Genomic DNA, 12866 nt, shown 5'->3' with positions numbered 1-12866 from the left:
GGCAGCACACCGGTCGCGATCAGCAATTGATTGGCTTCGCCGTACAGTTGGTCGGCGTCGCTGAGTACGTATTTTTCAAACAGCTTGAGCATGATCAGCTTGACGCGGATCTCCACGCCCAAGCTGCGCCCCGCCCGCAGGAAAAAGTCGCACAGCAGCGCCGGACCGAGTGGGTTCTCGCGATCATCCAACTGGTTGCCGAGCAACGCACTCAAACGTGCGGTCAGTTGCCCCAAGGCCAGGCCGTCGCGGTGGCGCACCCGGCCGAGCATGGCTTCCAGCGCCACGGCTTTTTCCAGATCATCGGTGGAGGTCCCGGGCGCGGCGTCATAGGACACCACCGGCACCAACTGCAACTCGCCTCGCCCTGCCTGGCCAAGGCGGGCAAAGGCTTCGAACAGGCGCTCCATGAACACCCGCTCGAAATTCTTGCGCTTGAGGCGCAGGTCACGCATGGCTTCAAAAAAAATATGGTGGTCGACATTGCTGCGCGCCTTGTCGGCCATTTCGAACAGCGTGTCGTCGGCGTTATCGAACAGGTCCTGCAAACCCTGCTGCAACTGTTGCGCCGCCCGGTCGCGGACCTGCAGCAATACCACCGGCAGTCGGGCCAGCGGCGATGGCGTGGCCTGCGCCTTGTTGATTGGCACCACCTTTCCGTCATTGTGCATCCTGGCCTCCTGAAACGGCGGTATTGGGTTGGGCAAGAATCGGCCAAAAGCCTGTTCGGGCTATGGATAACCGGTTATCACCAGGACGTCAAAGCTATGACGCCAATTGCAAGGCGCGAGATTATCTTGCAAATGAGGGGGGTTGCGCCAGCAAACTCTGCCGTTGCGCTGTAAATCCGCGTTGAGTGTGGGTTCCAACCGACACTGCCCCTATAATCGGGACACTTTGTTTGTGGAGCCTGTTATGCCGAATCTCCGTCTTGCCGACCTCACCGCCGAAATCGAAGCCAACGTGCGCCGTGCACTGCTGGAAGACATCGGCAGTGGCGACATCACTGCGCAACTGATCCCGGCCGAACGGCTGGCCACGGCAGCCATCATTACCCGCGACACCGCCGTGATCGCCGGCACTGCGTGGGTCGACGCGGTATTCCGCCAACTCGACCCGCGCGTCGCGGTGCACTGGCAGGTGGCGGATGGCGAGCGCGTCAGTCCCGACCAGGTGCTGTTTCACCTGGAAGGCCCGGCACGTTCGCTGCTCAGTGGCGAACGTTGCGCGCTGAATTTTCTGCAGTTGCTGTCAGGCGTCGCCACACGCGCCCAGTACCTGGCCGATTGTGTCGTCAGCACCCAGGTCAAGCTCCTGGATACCCGCAAAACCCTGCCCGGCCTGCGCTTGGCGCAAAAGTATGCGGTCACCTGCGGCGGCTGCCACAACCACCGTATCGGTCTGTACGACGCGTTCCTGATCAAGGAAAACCATATCGCTGCCTGCGGCGGCATTGCCCAAGCCATTACCGCCGCGCACAAGATTGCCCCGGGCAAGCCGGTGGAAATCGAAGTAGAAAGCCTGGAGGAACTGCGCGAAGCCCTGGCGGCAGGCGCCGACATCATCATGCTGGATGAATTGAGCCTGGATGATATGCGTGAAGCCGTGCGCCTGAACGGCGGCAAGGCCAAGCTGGAAGCCAGCGGCGGGATCAACGAAACGACCTTGCTGCCCATCGCCGAAACCGGGGTGGACTACATTTCCATTGGCGCGATGACCAAGGATGTGAAGGCGGTGGACTTGTCGATGCGCCTGAGTATCTGAGGCATTTGTGCAGGAGCGAGCGTGCTCGCTCCCGCAATAAGTACGCGCTTAAACGACCAAGTCATTCATCTCGCAATACTCTTCCCATTCGACGCCCAACACCTCGGCCGCCTCTTTGTGCAAGGCCAGCCGCGCCGCCTCGAACTCTTCCGGCGTGGAGGTGTAATGCAGGGTCAATTCCCAGGGCTGGTAGCCCCGGCTCTCGGCCTCGTCCTCGAATGCCCACTGAATCTGATCGCGCTGATCGTCGGCGCTCAGGTCCTTGATCTCTTCTTTAAGCTGCGGCGATTCCTCGAGGTACTTGTCGAGCGCTGCTTGATGCCGAACTTCCTGGGTCATTTCTATAGTGGTCATGTTGTTCTCTTAGATCTAGGAATGGGGATGCATCTGGGTCATCAAGGTTGCGCAGATACAAAAGAGCGGGAACGAATGCCAGCTCGTCTGGCCTTCAGAACCATTCTGGGATCATCTGAAAACGGTGCTGCCTGTAAAACAGTGTTGCCTTTGTGCCCGAGACAGGAATCGAACCTGCGACCTTCGCGTTACGAGTGCGCTGCTCTACCGGCTGAGCTACACGGGCGGTGGGCTAAAGCTAGCACCGCATTGGGCGTCCGGCAACTTGCGGGCCGTCAGCGGGCAATCACCCCTTGCGCCCAGAAGCGCGGTTGCAGGTGATGGCCATGGGCGCCCAGGTACTGCTGCTGGGCTTGCTGGATATGGGGAACATCGCGCACCGCGATCATGATCAACAGACCAACGGCCAACACACTCAATAGTTTCCAGGCAACCCATGCCGTCGGCAGCGATGCGGTCGCCGGGGTTTGCCACACATGCAGCGCCAGCAACCAGCCCACCACCAGCGCCAGCCAGACCTGGGAATTGGGCATCACCATCACCCCGTCTACCATCGATTGCACCAATGCCCCCACCAGTGCTGCAAACAGGCACAGCCGCAGCAGGTCGGCACGCTCGGTCGCCAACGCACGTTCACGCAGCACACCGAATGTGGCCCAGCCGCCGCGCCATGCCAGCACCGCGACGCACAACGCCGATGGCACACCCCATTCGCTGGCCCATTGCAGGATGGACTGGTGGGGGTGGGTAGCAATGTCATTGGCGATATCGGCGAAATGCATCGGCCCAAAGCCCAGCCAGGGCCGTTCGGCAATCATGTGCCATGCCTGCCACCAGATCGGGCCACGGCCGGACAGCGTGGTGGTGAGGCGATCACTGGCGCCGTTGGCTATCTGGATGCCCAGGTAATCGGCCAACAGCGTAAATATCAGCCAGTACAGCAACAGCCCGGCCAGCAGTGCGGCCAGTTGCCAACCCAGCCAGCGCCGCCCGCCAGCCCCCAGTGTCGCTAACGCAACGCCCGCCGCCGCCATTCCAAGCCACGTGCCGCGTGTGCCGCCGCTGATCGCGATCAACCACCAGACACACAGCAACGCAAACACCGCACAGCGCAGCCGACGTGAGATGTTCGGTAGCACTAAGGGGAGCGCCAGCAATGGCAGGGTGAACGTCTGGAACTGGCCGTAAAAACGTTTGTTGGAGAACCCCGACAGCAACAGGTCCGGGTCCAGCGTCAGTTGCCCACTGCTGAATGCCAGCGCAGCGGCGTACAGGTACTGGGTGGATTTGATCAGGCACAGCAACACCACGACGAGGATCACTCCACGATCCAGCGCCTCACCGCCTTGGCGACGAAGCACCGCAAACGCCACGGCGATTGCCGCGCAACTGACAAACAACGCCAGTTCGGCCAGCGCCCAAAGTGGCTGATGGGCCAGCGCCGAAGACACCAGGCCAAGCCCGATGATCAGCGCCAGCCCCAGGGCGGTAGGCCGGTCCACCACGCGGCCTGCCGGGGTGACCGACAGCCCATACAGCACCGCGCAAAAAGCGATAGCAATCTGCATCCCCCGTTGCAGGTCATGCCCACTGAACGGTGCACATACCCCGACAACCAACAAACACACTACTGCTACCAGGAAAACATTGCCGCGCTGCTGTACGGATAACGACATCGGCCACCTCTAACGTCCGTGTGGATGGTTCAGCAGTTATGCGCCATCTGCGCCGCAGCCCTTGGCTGCATATTTTGCATCAGCGGTTGTGGAGCATTTCCAGCCGCTGGTGGCACTGCGCTTCAGGCTGATGGTTTTGCCGAGTACCGGTGCCGGGGCGTCGAGTATTTCGCAACGGATGGAACCCGCGCCGGTTGCAACGTCGCCGGCCACGTCGATCCTGCAATTGGCCGTCGGGCTGGTGCCGCCGATCAATGCCAGGGTGGGCACAGTGCCCTCGTTGAGGGTGCTTTCGAACCCGGCCTTCAACGCGGAGACTTCAGCCAGGCCGGCAGTGAACTTGGCCTTGGCCTGGTGGGTGGTGTACATGGGCAGGCCGATGGTGGCCAAAATGCCGATGATTGCCACGACGATCAACAACTCGATCAGGGTAAAGCCTTTCTGACGCATCACATTCACTCTCCAGAATAGAACTCATGACAGGGCGCTTCCTGCACCCCGTATTGTGCAACGGCGCCAGTGTACTCATGCGCACGCGGTCAATCGCGTACAAGACGCACATTCTGACATTTTATCCTTGCCCACCCGCCTGCCCGAATCCGTCACCTGACTAAGCTATAAATCTTCGACGACCTGTGTGCGGAACCGCGACATGACCAATGCTTCGACGATTTACGCCTGGGAAGGCATCAACCGCAAAGGCCGCAAAGTGAGCGGGCAAACCAGCGGGCCCAGCCCCGCCCTGGTCAAGGCGCAGCTGCGCCGGCAAGGCATCAGCCCGAGCCGTGTGCACAAGAAATCAGCGTGGCTACCGACCCTGGCCACGCCGATAAAAACTGCGGACATCACCCTGTTCACCCGCCAACTGGCCACGCTTCTGAAGGCCGGGATTGCACTGCTGCAAGCCTTCGACATCCTCCGCGAAGGCTTCGACAACCGCTGCATGCGTGAGCTGGTGCTGGGTTTGAAACAGCAAATCGCCGCCGGCACCAGCCTGACCGAAGCGTTGCGCAAACAGCCGCGCTACTTCGATGATTTGTATTGCAACCTGGTGGCTGCCGGTGAACAGGCGGGCGCACTCGAGACCTTGCTCGAACGCGTGGCGCTGCACCGCGAAAAGAACGAACAGCTCAAAGCCCGAATCAAAAAGGCCATGACCTACCCTGTTGCAGTCCTGATGATCGCGGGCCTCGTCACAGGCGTGTTGCTGGTGCATGTGGTGCCGCAGTTCCAGACCCTGTTCGCCGGAGTCGACGGCAAGCTGCCCGGTTTCACCTTGCAGGTCATCGCCCTGTCCGAATTCATCAGGCAGGCCTGGTGGATGCTGGCGCTGGGCCTGGCCGCGGGCGCCCTGGGGCTGCGCCACGGGTATCGTGTCTCGCCGGCTTTTCGCTACTGGCTGGATGTCGGTTTGTTGAAAACGCCCCTGACAGGCAAACTGCTGCACAAATCAGCCGTTGCGCGCTTCGCCCGTACGCTTTCCACCACCTTTGCCGCTGGCGTTCCGCTGGTGCAGGCGTTGGCTTCCGTGGCCGGAGCCGCTGGGTCAGGGCCGTTCAAACAGGCAATCGAGCAAATACGACATGATGTATCTACCGGCATGCAGTTGAATCATTCAATGGCCGCCAGCGGCCTGTTCCCTTCCATGGCGATTCAGATGACCGCCATTGGCGAAGAGTCGGGTACGCTGGACCTTATGCTGGAAAAAGTCGCCAGTCATTACGAAGCCGCCGTGGACGATCAGGTCGACAACCTTACGAGCTTGATGGAGCCGCTGCTTATGGTAGTGCTGGGGTGCATCGTCGGGGCACTGGTGATTGCCATGTACCTGCCGGTTTTCCAACTGGGAGGCGCGTTTTGAGCCTGCTGTTCAGTGAGTACCCCTGGGCCTTTGTGACGATGGCGTCGGTGCTGGGGCTGATCGTCGGCAGTTTTCTTAATGTGCTGGTGTGGCGCCTGCCGAAAATGCTCGACCGCGAATGGCGCGCCCAGGCCCATGAAGTGCTCGGGCTGCCTGCTGAACCTGCGCCGCCGACCTACAACCTGATGCACCCCAACTCGTGCTGCCCGCGTTGCGATCATCCGATCCGGCCGTGGGAAAATATCCCGCTGCTCAGCTACCTGTGGCTCCGGGGCCGCTGTGCCCATTGCCAGGGCTCGATCAGCCTACGCTACCCGTTCACCGAGCTGGCCTGCGGGCTGATCTGCGGGGTGGTGGCCTGGCATTTTGGCTTCGGCTGGCAAGCGGCAGCGTTGATGCTGGTGAGCTGGGGGCTGTTGGCAATGAGCCTGATCGACCTGGACCACCAACTGCTGCCGGATGTGTTGGTATTGCCGTTGCTCTGGCTGGGGCTGATCGTCAATGGCTTCGGGCTGTTCACGACACTCTCCGATGCGCTGTGGGGCGCAGTGATCGGGTACATGAGCCTTTGGACCGTGTTCTGGCTGTTCAAGCTGATCACTGGCAAGGACGGCATGGGCCATGGCGACTTCAAGTTACTGGCGCTGCTCGGGGCCTGGGGCGGCTGGCAGGTATTGCCGATGACGCTGTTCCTGTCATCCTTGGTCGGCGTGTTTGTGGGGTTGATTCTGCTGCGCTTGCGCAAGGCCGAAGCGTCGACACCCATGCCGTTTGGTCCGTATCTGGCGATTGCCGGCTGGATTGCATTGCTCTGGGGTGGTCAAATAACCGACTTCTATTTGCAGTCTGTCGGTTTCAGATGACCACTTCTGTTGCAACACCCTGGATTCTTGGCCTGACTGGCGGTATCGGCAGCGGTAAAAGCGCGGCCGCCCAGCACTTTACTGACCTGGGCATTGACCTGGTCGACGCCGATCACGCCGCGCGCTGGGTGGTCGAACCCGGGCGGCCGGCACTCGCACGTATCGCCGAGCATTTTGGTGCCGGCGTATTGCAGCCTGATGGCCAGTTGGATCGCGGCGCGTTGCGCAAGCTGATCTTTGAAGTACCCGAAGAGCGCCGCTGGCTGGAAGCCTTGCTGCACCCGCTGATCGGCGAGGAAATCCGCAACCATCTGGCGCGGGCCCGCTCGCCTTACGCGATTCTGGTGTCACCGCTGCTGATCGAGTCCGGCCAGTACAGCATGACCCAGCGCATCCTGGTGATCGACGTGCCGCAATCGCTGCAGATTCAGCGTACCCTGCAGCGCGACCGCATCAGCGAACAGCAAGTGCAGGCGATCCTCAAGGCTCAGTCCAGCCGCGAAGACCGCCTGAACCATGCCGATGACGTACTGCTCAACGACAGAGACCTCGCCTGGCTGCACAGCGAGGTCGAGCGACTGCACCACTTTTACCTTACTTTGCGTGGAGGCCGATCATGAGCCAACCCTTGACCGTCGACTGCCCTACCTGCGGCGCACCCGTAGAATGGAAAGCGACCAACCTCAACCGGCCGTTCTGCTCGGACCGTTGCAAACTCATCGACCTGGGCGCATGGGCCGCTGAGGAACACAAGATCCCCGTGGCCCCGGATGCTGAAGACGAGCTGTTTTCCGAAGACCTGCCGCCACGCCACTAAGGCCGCATAAAGGCGTATTCCTGCTGGTCGTCGAGATTTTCTGCAAGGTATTGCAGCTCGTCGGCCAGGTCTTCGAAACTGCGCACACCCTTGCTCTGTTGCACCACTGCGCTGAGCATCGCACGCAGGGTCAGCCCAGGGTCAAACCCGATTTCCTGTGCCGCGTCCTGGCTTCTGCGCAATTCCTGCCGTGCCCATTCATACACACCCATGATCCGTGCTCCCACCCTGCTCAGGAAAATTTCGCAGAGCATGGGCCTGCGCGGCTGCGCGGGATTTGATCTGGATCAACGCTGCGAATCGTCATCCTTCCAGGGTGCCGAGAGGTAGCGGGTGCGATTGAAGGTCTCCAGCCATTCCGGGCAAAACACCACGAGGGCACTGATGACCATGCCGTTGATAAAGGCTTCGGGAAAGATCATCAGCCATAGATAACCGACGAAGTCTTCCAGCCATTCCGGCATGGCAAAGCGGCCGTCGAACCACAGCAAGCCCAGTCCGAACAAAAGGCATAGCAAGGCCGACAGCGCGGCGGCAAAAAAGCCGGAACAGAAGATATAGACGAAGGGGTTGCGCGGTTGCGCCCGCTCCACCAGCAGCGCGCAACCTTCGGTAACCAGCACCGGCAGCACGATCAGCAACAGGCCATTGACCCCCAGGGCCGCCAGGTCCTGACGCCCCAGCGCCACCAAGCCCAACTGAGCGGCAAACCCACCGACGATTGCCAAAGGCCAGTCGAGCAGCAGGGTCACGGCGGTCATGCCGATAAAATGGTAGGAAACCCCGGTATCGAAATCTCGCCGAACCAGCCACAGCATGAACAGCGCGAACACCGTGCCGAACAGCAAATGCTGGCGCCGCCGATCGGCAAACAACTCGACCCACGGCGAACGCAGGATCGCCCACAGCACTATTGGCGCGAATAACAACCCGCTGACGGCAAGGGTGCCCGGTGCCAGTACGGCGGCGCTGATCACGTTTTCACCTGCTCCACGAGCGCCAACGCCAGGGCCCAAACCGGCAACGGACTGAACCACGAGACCGCAAAAAACTTCACAGCACACTCCCCATGCTCGGCCTGACATTCAAGTAGCCAGTCTACACCGGCGTTTTGAAACGAGACTTCCTGTGGTCATCATTTGGACGCTAAGCTGCAAATATGGATGACTCAGACTACTTGCGCCTGCTCACCGTAGCGGCCGAACAAGCCAACGCGTTTCTGTCCAATGCCCGCAAATGGGAGCGTGAGCGTTGGGTCTGCCAGCGCCTGCTGCAAGGCTTGAACGTGCCCTATCGCGCGGAAGAGTTTCACGCCGCCGGGCAAGAGCCGCCGGACGTGTTGTTTCGCGACGCGAGTTTCGAGGTGTTTTTTGTGCTGGACGAAGGCCGGCGCCTGAACGACGAATGGCGCGATGAGCTGCTGCGCCGGCGCAGTGCGTTCTCCCTGAGCCAACTGGTGCGGCGCGAAGCCAAGCCGCGCCGCATCCCCGCCCACGAATTCCTGCTGCGCCTGGCGCCGACCCTGCGCAAAAAGGCGCACAACTACAAGGAACGGGGGATGGACCTGGGCGAACTGGACCTGATCGCTTTTTCCAGCCTCAAGCGCGAAGTGTTGGACCTCAACAGCCACTTCCCGCCGCCCACCGAATACCTGCGCCAGGGTTGGCGCTCGCTGTCGCTGGTAGGCCCGACGTTTGCGCGAGTGTTGTTTGCCCACCCCGACGCGCCGGATTTCTTGCGCAACAACCTGGGCCGCAGCATAGTGTTCGACGTGGGCATCAGCCTCTGATCCCCCCGGACTGTAACGTGGCGCCCTTTTGCAACGTCTACCTGACGAGGCCTTATATGACCAGCCGCCTGAACCCCGATGACCAACAGCATGTCGAAGAGTACCTGCAACTCTCCCAGAACCGAGTCGAGCGCAAGCCTTTCCGGCCGTGGCTGCTCCTTGGTGTGGTGCTGGTGGTGGTGATCGGGCTCGGCCTGCTGAGCCGCCTTTTGAGTTACCTGACGCTATGAGCTGCCTGGCGCTCGCGGGGGTAACTGCTCCGATTTCTTTTAGCCTTGCGAGATATCCCCATGACCCATCGTATTATTATCGTCGGCGGCGGCGCCGGCGGCCTGGAGTTGGCTACCCGCCTGGGTAAGACTCTGGGCAAGCGCGGCACTGCCAGCATCACGCTGGTCGACGCCAACCTGACCCATATCTGGAAGCCCCTGCTGCACGAAGTGGCTGCCGGTTCGCTGAACTCTTCGGAAGACGAACTCAATTACGTCGCCCAGGCCAAATGGAACCACTTCGAGTTCCAACTGGGGCGCATGAGCGGGCTTGACCGTGAGCAGAAGAAAATCCAGCTGGCCGCGACCCTCGACGAAGAAGGCCGCGAACTGGTGCCGGCGCGCGTACTGGGCTACGACAGCCTGGTGATTGCGGTTGGCAGCACCACCAACGATTTCGGCACCGAGGGCGCGGCGCAGCACTGCCTGTTCCTTGATACCCGCAAGCAGGCCGAGCGTTTTCACCAGCAATTGCTCAACCACTACCTGCGCGCGCATGCCGGGCAGACTGACACCATTGAACAGATCAGCGTCGCCATCGTCGGCGCCGGTGCGACGGGCGTTGAGCTGGCCGCCGAGCTGCACAACGCGGCGCATGAGCTGGCAGCCTATGGCCTGGACCGGATCAAGCCGGAAAACATGCACATCACCCTGATCGAAGCCGGCCCACGGGTGTTGCCGGCGCTGCCCGAGCGTATCGGCGGGCCTGTGCATAAAACCCTGGAGAAACTCGGGGTGACCGTGCTGACCAACTCCGCCGTCAGCGAAGTGACGGCCGACGCGCTGATCACCAGCAGCGGCCAGGTGATTCCGGCCAGCCTCAAGGTGTGGGCCGCGGGCATTCGCGCACCAGGCTTCCTCAAGGACATCGACGGCCTGGAGACCAACCGCATCAACCAGCTGCAAGTACTGCCGACGCTGCAAACCACCCGCGACGAGAACATCTTCGCCTTTGGTGACTGCGCCGCCTGCCCGCAACCGGGCACCGACCGCAATGTACCGCCACGCGCCCAGGCCGCGCACCAGCAGGCTTCGCTGCTGGCCAAATCGCTGAAGCTGCGGATCGAAGGCAAGGAGCTGCCGTCGTACAAGTACACCGACTACGGTTCGCTGATTTCGCTGTCGCGCTTCTCGGCGGTGGGTAACTTGATGGGCAACCTCACCGGCAGTGTGATGCTGGAGGGCTGGCTGGCGCGGATGTTCTATGTGTCGCTGTACCGCATGCACCAGATGGCGCTGTATGGTTTCTTCCGCACGGCCATGCTGATGCTGGGCAGCAAGATCGGACGCGGAACCGAGCCTAGGCTCAAGCTGCACTGATCGACTGCGCGACATAAAAAAATCCCTCGACTGGTTGGTCGGGGGATTTTTATTGGGCGGTCATTCTTGCTGGTAGAACTCGGCCATATAGTCGACAAATGCGCGCACCTTGGGTGCCAGGTGCCGAGACTGGGGATAGAGCGCGTAGTAATGGCGCTCGCCCAATGAGTAATTGGGCAAAATGCGCACAAGGCGCCCCTGTGCCAGATCATTCTGCACGGTGGCCAGGGTGAAGCAGCCGATGCCCGCGCCGGCCAAGGTGGCCGCGTGCAGCGCGCTGATCGTATTGGTGCTGAACCGCCCCGACGGCGTGACCTTCAACACACCACCTCGCGCCGTACTCAGCTCCCAAACCGATGAGGCGCCAATAAAGGTCAGCAAACGGTGCTTGTCGAGCTCATGGGCCGAACGGGGCAGGCCGTAACGGGCGATGTAACCCGGCGACGCCACCAATACCTGTCTGGAAACCGTCAAGGTGCGCGCAATCAATGAGGTGTCCGCCAGGGCACTGGCGATGCGTATCGCGACATCAAACCCTTCGGCCACCAGGTCGACGAACTGGTCATCACAACACAGCTCAAGCGCGATATCCGGGTAGCGCCGCTGGAACCCCGGCAGCCAGTGCGGCAAATCCAAAGTACCCACCACCAGCGGCGCACTGACTTTAAGCAGGCCTTCCGGGCGTTGATGGCCTTGGGCGATAGCTTGGGAGGCTGCGTCGACACGACTGAGAATATCGACGCAGGCCGCGTAGTACTGCTCCCCTGCCCGCGTCAGACTGAAGCGCCGCGTGTTGCGGTTGATCAGTTGGGCGCCCAGCTCGGTCTCCAGCTGCTGCAACTGCCGGGAGATCGTCGAATGCGTGGTACCCAGGCGCTCTGCGGCTGCAGAAAAGCCCTTGGCTTCGACGATACACCGAAAGGCGAGCATGGCGGCTAACTGGTTCATGCAACGGGCGATCCCAAGCGGTTTGGGGAATCAGTTAACCGGCAAAGCAATGATTTGCGAGGTGGTCAGCACCGAACCGAAGGTGTCTTCGATTTCAGCCAGCGCCGAATTGTGCAATTCATCCTTGGTTACCGAACGGCCATCGGCGCGGGTGATCGCCCGAGTGGCACTCGCATCGGATGCTACCACAACGTCATAACCCAGCGGCGCGGCGTCCCGGGCGGCGCCGGCCACGCAGGCGTGGGTCATCAGCCCGGAAATAATCAGCGTCTTGACCCCGGCTTTCTTCAACTGGGCATCCAGATCGGTGCTGGCAAACACGCTGACCGTGGTTTTCTGCACGAGCTTGTCTTGCACGCGCGGCTTCATCAGCGCATGAAAATCAACGGTTTTGCCATTCTTGGCGAATACAGCCGCGCCCTCCGGAGCAATGTGTTGCACATGGATGACCTGGATTTTTTCTTTATCGGCAAACTTGATCAGGCGCTGGGTATTTTCCAGGGCCTTCATGCCGTCCGGAATCGGCATGCGCCCGGTGAAATATTCATTCTGGAAATCGATCACCACCAGGACGGTGGTTTCAGGGTCCAGGCGATCGGTGGACTTGGCGCCCAACATGGCGCGGATGGTGGGTTGTTTGTTCGCGCCTGTTTCAGCGGCGACGGCACATTGGCCCAACCCGATCATCATGCCCAGGCCCACAATCACGGATCTGAGCAGCGAGGCAGGCAACGAGCGAGTGGATTGAGCGGCAGGCAAGGCGGCGGTATGGGTCATGGTGCATTTCCTGTAGAGGTGAGTAACGAGTCGGGCTCAGTCTAGGAGGCGGCGATCTCTGCACCAACGCACCAATCAGCACAATATCTGTTTGGAATGCGCACAAGTCATGCTGAAAAACAGGCAAAAAAAATCCCCGTATCTTTCGATACGAGGATTTTTAATATGGTCGGGGTAAGGGGATTCGAACTCCTGACATCCTGCTCCCAAAGCAGGCGCGCTACCGGACTGCGCTATACCCCGGTTTGAAATTGGCTCCGTGACCAGGACTCGAACCTGGGACCCAATGATTAACAGTCATTTGCTCTACCGACTGAGCTATCACGGAACTGCATATTTCAAAGTAAAACTTACTGCATGTTGCTCTCTCTTCGGTCTTCCGTATCGCTACGTTAGTGCCTCTGAGGCGCGCTATTCTACAATCTTAA

At 60.7% G+C, this 12866-nt stretch carries 16 protein-coding genes and 3 tRNA genes; 8 read left to right on the top strand and 11 right to left on the bottom strand.

Annotation, left to right across the window (positions count from 1 at the left end; translation table 11 throughout):
- Nucleotides 1–671, bottom strand: a 671-nt coding sequence (locus tag WBR57_RS09010; RefSeq protein WP_424083523.1) for a DUF1631 family protein, incomplete at its 3' end; no start/stop codon positions are given.
- Between the two features lie 244 nt (nt 672–915).
- Here WBR57_RS09010 and nadC point away from each other — a divergent pair.
- Nucleotides 916–1764, top strand: coding sequence for a carboxylating nicotinate-nucleotide diphosphorylase (gene nadC / locus WBR57_RS09005; RefSeq protein WP_424083522.1), 849 nt, complete (start codon nt 916–918; stop codon nt 1762–1764).
- Between the two features lie 48 nt (nt 1765–1812).
- Here nadC and WBR57_RS09000 read toward each other — a convergent pair whose 3' ends face one another.
- The 4 genes from WBR57_RS09000 to WBR57_RS08985 form a co-directional block, all read right to left on the bottom strand.
- Entirely contained in the window at nt 1813–2118 is a 306-nt protein-coding gene (locus tag WBR57_RS09000) for a DUF6388 family protein (protein WP_424083521.1), read from the bottom strand.
- Nucleotides 2119–2271: 153 nt separating this feature from the next.
- A tRNA-Thr gene (locus tag WBR57_RS08995) sits at nt 2272–2344 on the bottom strand.
- 49 nt (nt 2345–2393) lie between these two features.
- A complete protein-coding gene (locus tag WBR57_RS08990) occupies nt 2394–3794 on the bottom strand; it encodes an O-antigen ligase family protein (protein ID WP_424083520.1) in 1401 nt (466 codons plus the stop codon).
- A gap of 36 nt (nt 3795–3830) precedes the next feature.
- Nucleotides 3831–4244, bottom strand: a complete 414-nt coding sequence (locus WBR57_RS08985) for a pilin (protein WP_424083525.1) — start codon at nt 4242–4244, stop codon at nt 3831–3833.
- A gap of 202 nt (nt 4245–4446) precedes the next feature.
- Between WBR57_RS08985 and WBR57_RS08980 the strand changes: the two genes are divergently transcribed.
- From WBR57_RS08980 to yacG, 4 genes are read left to right on the top strand one after another with little or no spacing between them, the layout of a single operon-like run.
- Nucleotides 4447–5655 (top strand): type II secretion system F family protein, encoded by a 1209-nt coding sequence (locus WBR57_RS08980; RefSeq protein ID WP_424083519.1) that lies wholly within the window; start codon nt 4447–4449, stop codon nt 5653–5655.
- On the top strand, nt 5652–6518 hold the full coding sequence (locus tag WBR57_RS08975) for a prepilin peptidase (protein WP_424083518.1): 867 nt from the start codon (nt 5652–5654) through the stop codon (nt 6516–6518). The genes WBR57_RS08980 and WBR57_RS08975 overlap by 4 nt, the downstream gene beginning before the upstream one ends.
- Nucleotides 6515–7138, top strand: coding sequence for a dephospho-CoA kinase (gene coaE / locus WBR57_RS08970; protein ID WP_424083517.1), 624 nt, complete (start codon nt 6515–6517; stop codon nt 7136–7138). Before WBR57_RS08975 ends, coaE begins: the two co-directional genes overlap by 4 nt.
- Nucleotides 7135–7335 (top strand): DNA gyrase inhibitor YacG, encoded by a 201-nt coding sequence (yacG, locus tag WBR57_RS08965; protein WP_003188437.1) that lies wholly within the window; start codon nt 7135–7137, stop codon nt 7333–7335. Before coaE ends, yacG begins: the two co-directional genes overlap by 4 nt.
- On the opposite strand, the gene WBR57_RS08960 is transcribed toward yacG, so the two are convergent.
- Nucleotides 7332–7547: a hypothetical protein gene (locus WBR57_RS08960; protein WP_057726139.1), complete on the bottom strand. Its 216-nt coding sequence runs from the start codon at nt 7545–7547 to the stop codon at nt 7332–7334. The genes yacG and WBR57_RS08960 overlap by 4 nt on opposite strands.
- A 75-nt stretch (nt 7548–7622) precedes the next feature.
- On the bottom strand, nt 7623–8312 hold the full coding sequence (locus WBR57_RS08955) for an energy-coupling factor ABC transporter permease (protein ID WP_424083516.1): 690 nt from the start codon (nt 8310–8312) through the stop codon (nt 7623–7625).
- 182 nt (nt 8313–8494) lie between these two features.
- Between WBR57_RS08955 and WBR57_RS08950 the strand changes: the two genes are divergently transcribed.
- From WBR57_RS08950 to WBR57_RS08940, 3 genes are read left to right on the top strand one after another with little or no spacing between them, the layout of a single operon-like run.
- Nucleotides 8495–9124 carry a DUF1780 domain-containing protein gene (locus WBR57_RS08950; RefSeq protein WP_105520961.1) on the top strand — a complete coding sequence of 210 codons (630 nt, stop codon included), beginning with the start codon at nt 8495–8497 and terminating at the stop codon, nt 9122–9124.
- Between the two features lie 56 nt (nt 9125–9180).
- Nucleotides 9181–9354 (top strand): DUF3094 family protein, encoded by a 174-nt coding sequence (locus WBR57_RS08945; protein WP_016976295.1) that lies wholly within the window; start codon nt 9181–9183, stop codon nt 9352–9354.
- Between the two features lie 60 nt (nt 9355–9414).
- Nucleotides 9415–10713 (top strand): NAD(P)/FAD-dependent oxidoreductase, encoded by a 1299-nt coding sequence (locus WBR57_RS08940; RefSeq protein WP_424083515.1) that lies wholly within the window; start codon nt 9415–9417, stop codon nt 10711–10713.
- Nucleotides 10714–10773: 60 nt separating this feature from the next.
- Here the strand turns inward: WBR57_RS08940 and WBR57_RS08935 are convergent, their stop codons facing one another.
- The 4 genes from WBR57_RS08935 to WBR57_RS08920 form a co-directional block, all read right to left on the bottom strand.
- Nucleotides 10774–11661: a LysR family transcriptional regulator gene (locus WBR57_RS08935; RefSeq protein WP_424083514.1), complete on the bottom strand. Its 888-nt coding sequence runs from the start codon at nt 11659–11661 to the stop codon at nt 10774–10776.
- A gap of 30 nt (nt 11662–11691) precedes the next feature.
- On the bottom strand, nt 11692–12438 hold the full coding sequence (locus WBR57_RS08930; protein ID WP_424083513.1) for a cysteine hydrolase family protein: 747 nt from the start codon (nt 12436–12438) through the stop codon (nt 11692–11694).
- 166 nt (nt 12439–12604) lie between these two features.
- Nucleotides 12605–12681, bottom strand: a tRNA-Pro gene (locus tag WBR57_RS08925).
- Nucleotides 12682–12690: 9 nt separating this feature from the next.
- Nucleotides 12691–12766 (bottom strand) — tRNA-Asn (locus WBR57_RS08920).
- Between the last annotated feature and the right edge of the window lie 100 nt (nt 12767–12866).

The sequence above is a fragment of the Pseudomonas sp. genome (assembly GCF_049590575.1).
GTDB lineage: Bacteria > Pseudomonadota > Gammaproteobacteria > Pseudomonadales > Pseudomonadaceae > Aquipseudomonas.
Note: the sequence above shows the minus strand (reverse complement) of the source record. Positions and strands in the feature narration are given on the sequence as shown.

Excerpts from the sequence above, each read along its gene's own strand:
- nadC (WP_424083522.1), top strand. The coding sequence starts at position 916 with ATGCCGAATCTCCGTCTTGCCGACCTCACCGCCGAAATCGAAGCCAAC.
- WBR57_RS09000 (WP_424083521.1), bottom strand. The coding sequence starts at position 2,118 with ATGACCACTATAGAAATGACCCAGGAAGTTCGGCATCAAGCAGCGCTC.
- WBR57_RS08990 (WP_424083520.1), bottom strand. The coding sequence starts at position 3,794 with ATGTCGTTATCCGTACAGCAGCGCGGCAATGTTTTCCTGGTAGCAGTA.
- WBR57_RS08985 (WP_424083525.1), bottom strand. The coding sequence starts at position 4,244 with ATGCGTCAGAAAGGCTTTACCCTGATCGAGTTGTTGATCGTCGTGGCA.
- WBR57_RS08980 (WP_424083519.1), top strand. The coding sequence starts at position 4,447 with ATGACCAATGCTTCGACGATTTACGCCTGGGAAGGCATCAACCGCAAA.
- coaE (WP_424083517.1), top strand. The coding sequence starts at position 6,515 with ATGACCACTTCTGTTGCAACACCCTGGATTCTTGGCCTGACTGGCGGT.
- yacG (WP_003188437.1), top strand. The coding sequence starts at position 7,135 with ATGAGCCAACCCTTGACCGTCGACTGCCCTACCTGCGGCGCACCCGTA.
- WBR57_RS08960 (WP_057726139.1), bottom strand. The coding sequence starts at position 7,547 with ATGGGTGTGTATGAATGGGCACGGCAGGAATTGCGCAGAAGCCAGGAC.
- WBR57_RS08950 (WP_105520961.1), top strand. The coding sequence starts at position 8,495 with ATGGATGACTCAGACTACTTGCGCCTGCTCACCGTAGCGGCCGAACAA.
- WBR57_RS08945 (WP_016976295.1), top strand. The coding sequence starts at position 9,181 with ATGACCAGCCGCCTGAACCCCGATGACCAACAGCATGTCGAAGAGTAC.
- WBR57_RS08940 (WP_424083515.1), top strand. The coding sequence starts at position 9,415 with ATGACCCATCGTATTATTATCGTCGGCGGCGGCGCCGGCGGCCTGGAG.
- WBR57_RS08935 (WP_424083514.1), bottom strand. The coding sequence starts at position 11,661 with ATGAACCAGTTAGCCGCCATGCTCGCCTTTCGGTGTATCGTCGAAGCC.
- WBR57_RS08930 (WP_424083513.1), bottom strand. The coding sequence starts at position 12,438 with ATGACCCATACCGCCGCCTTGCCTGCCGCTCAATCCACTCGCTCGTTG.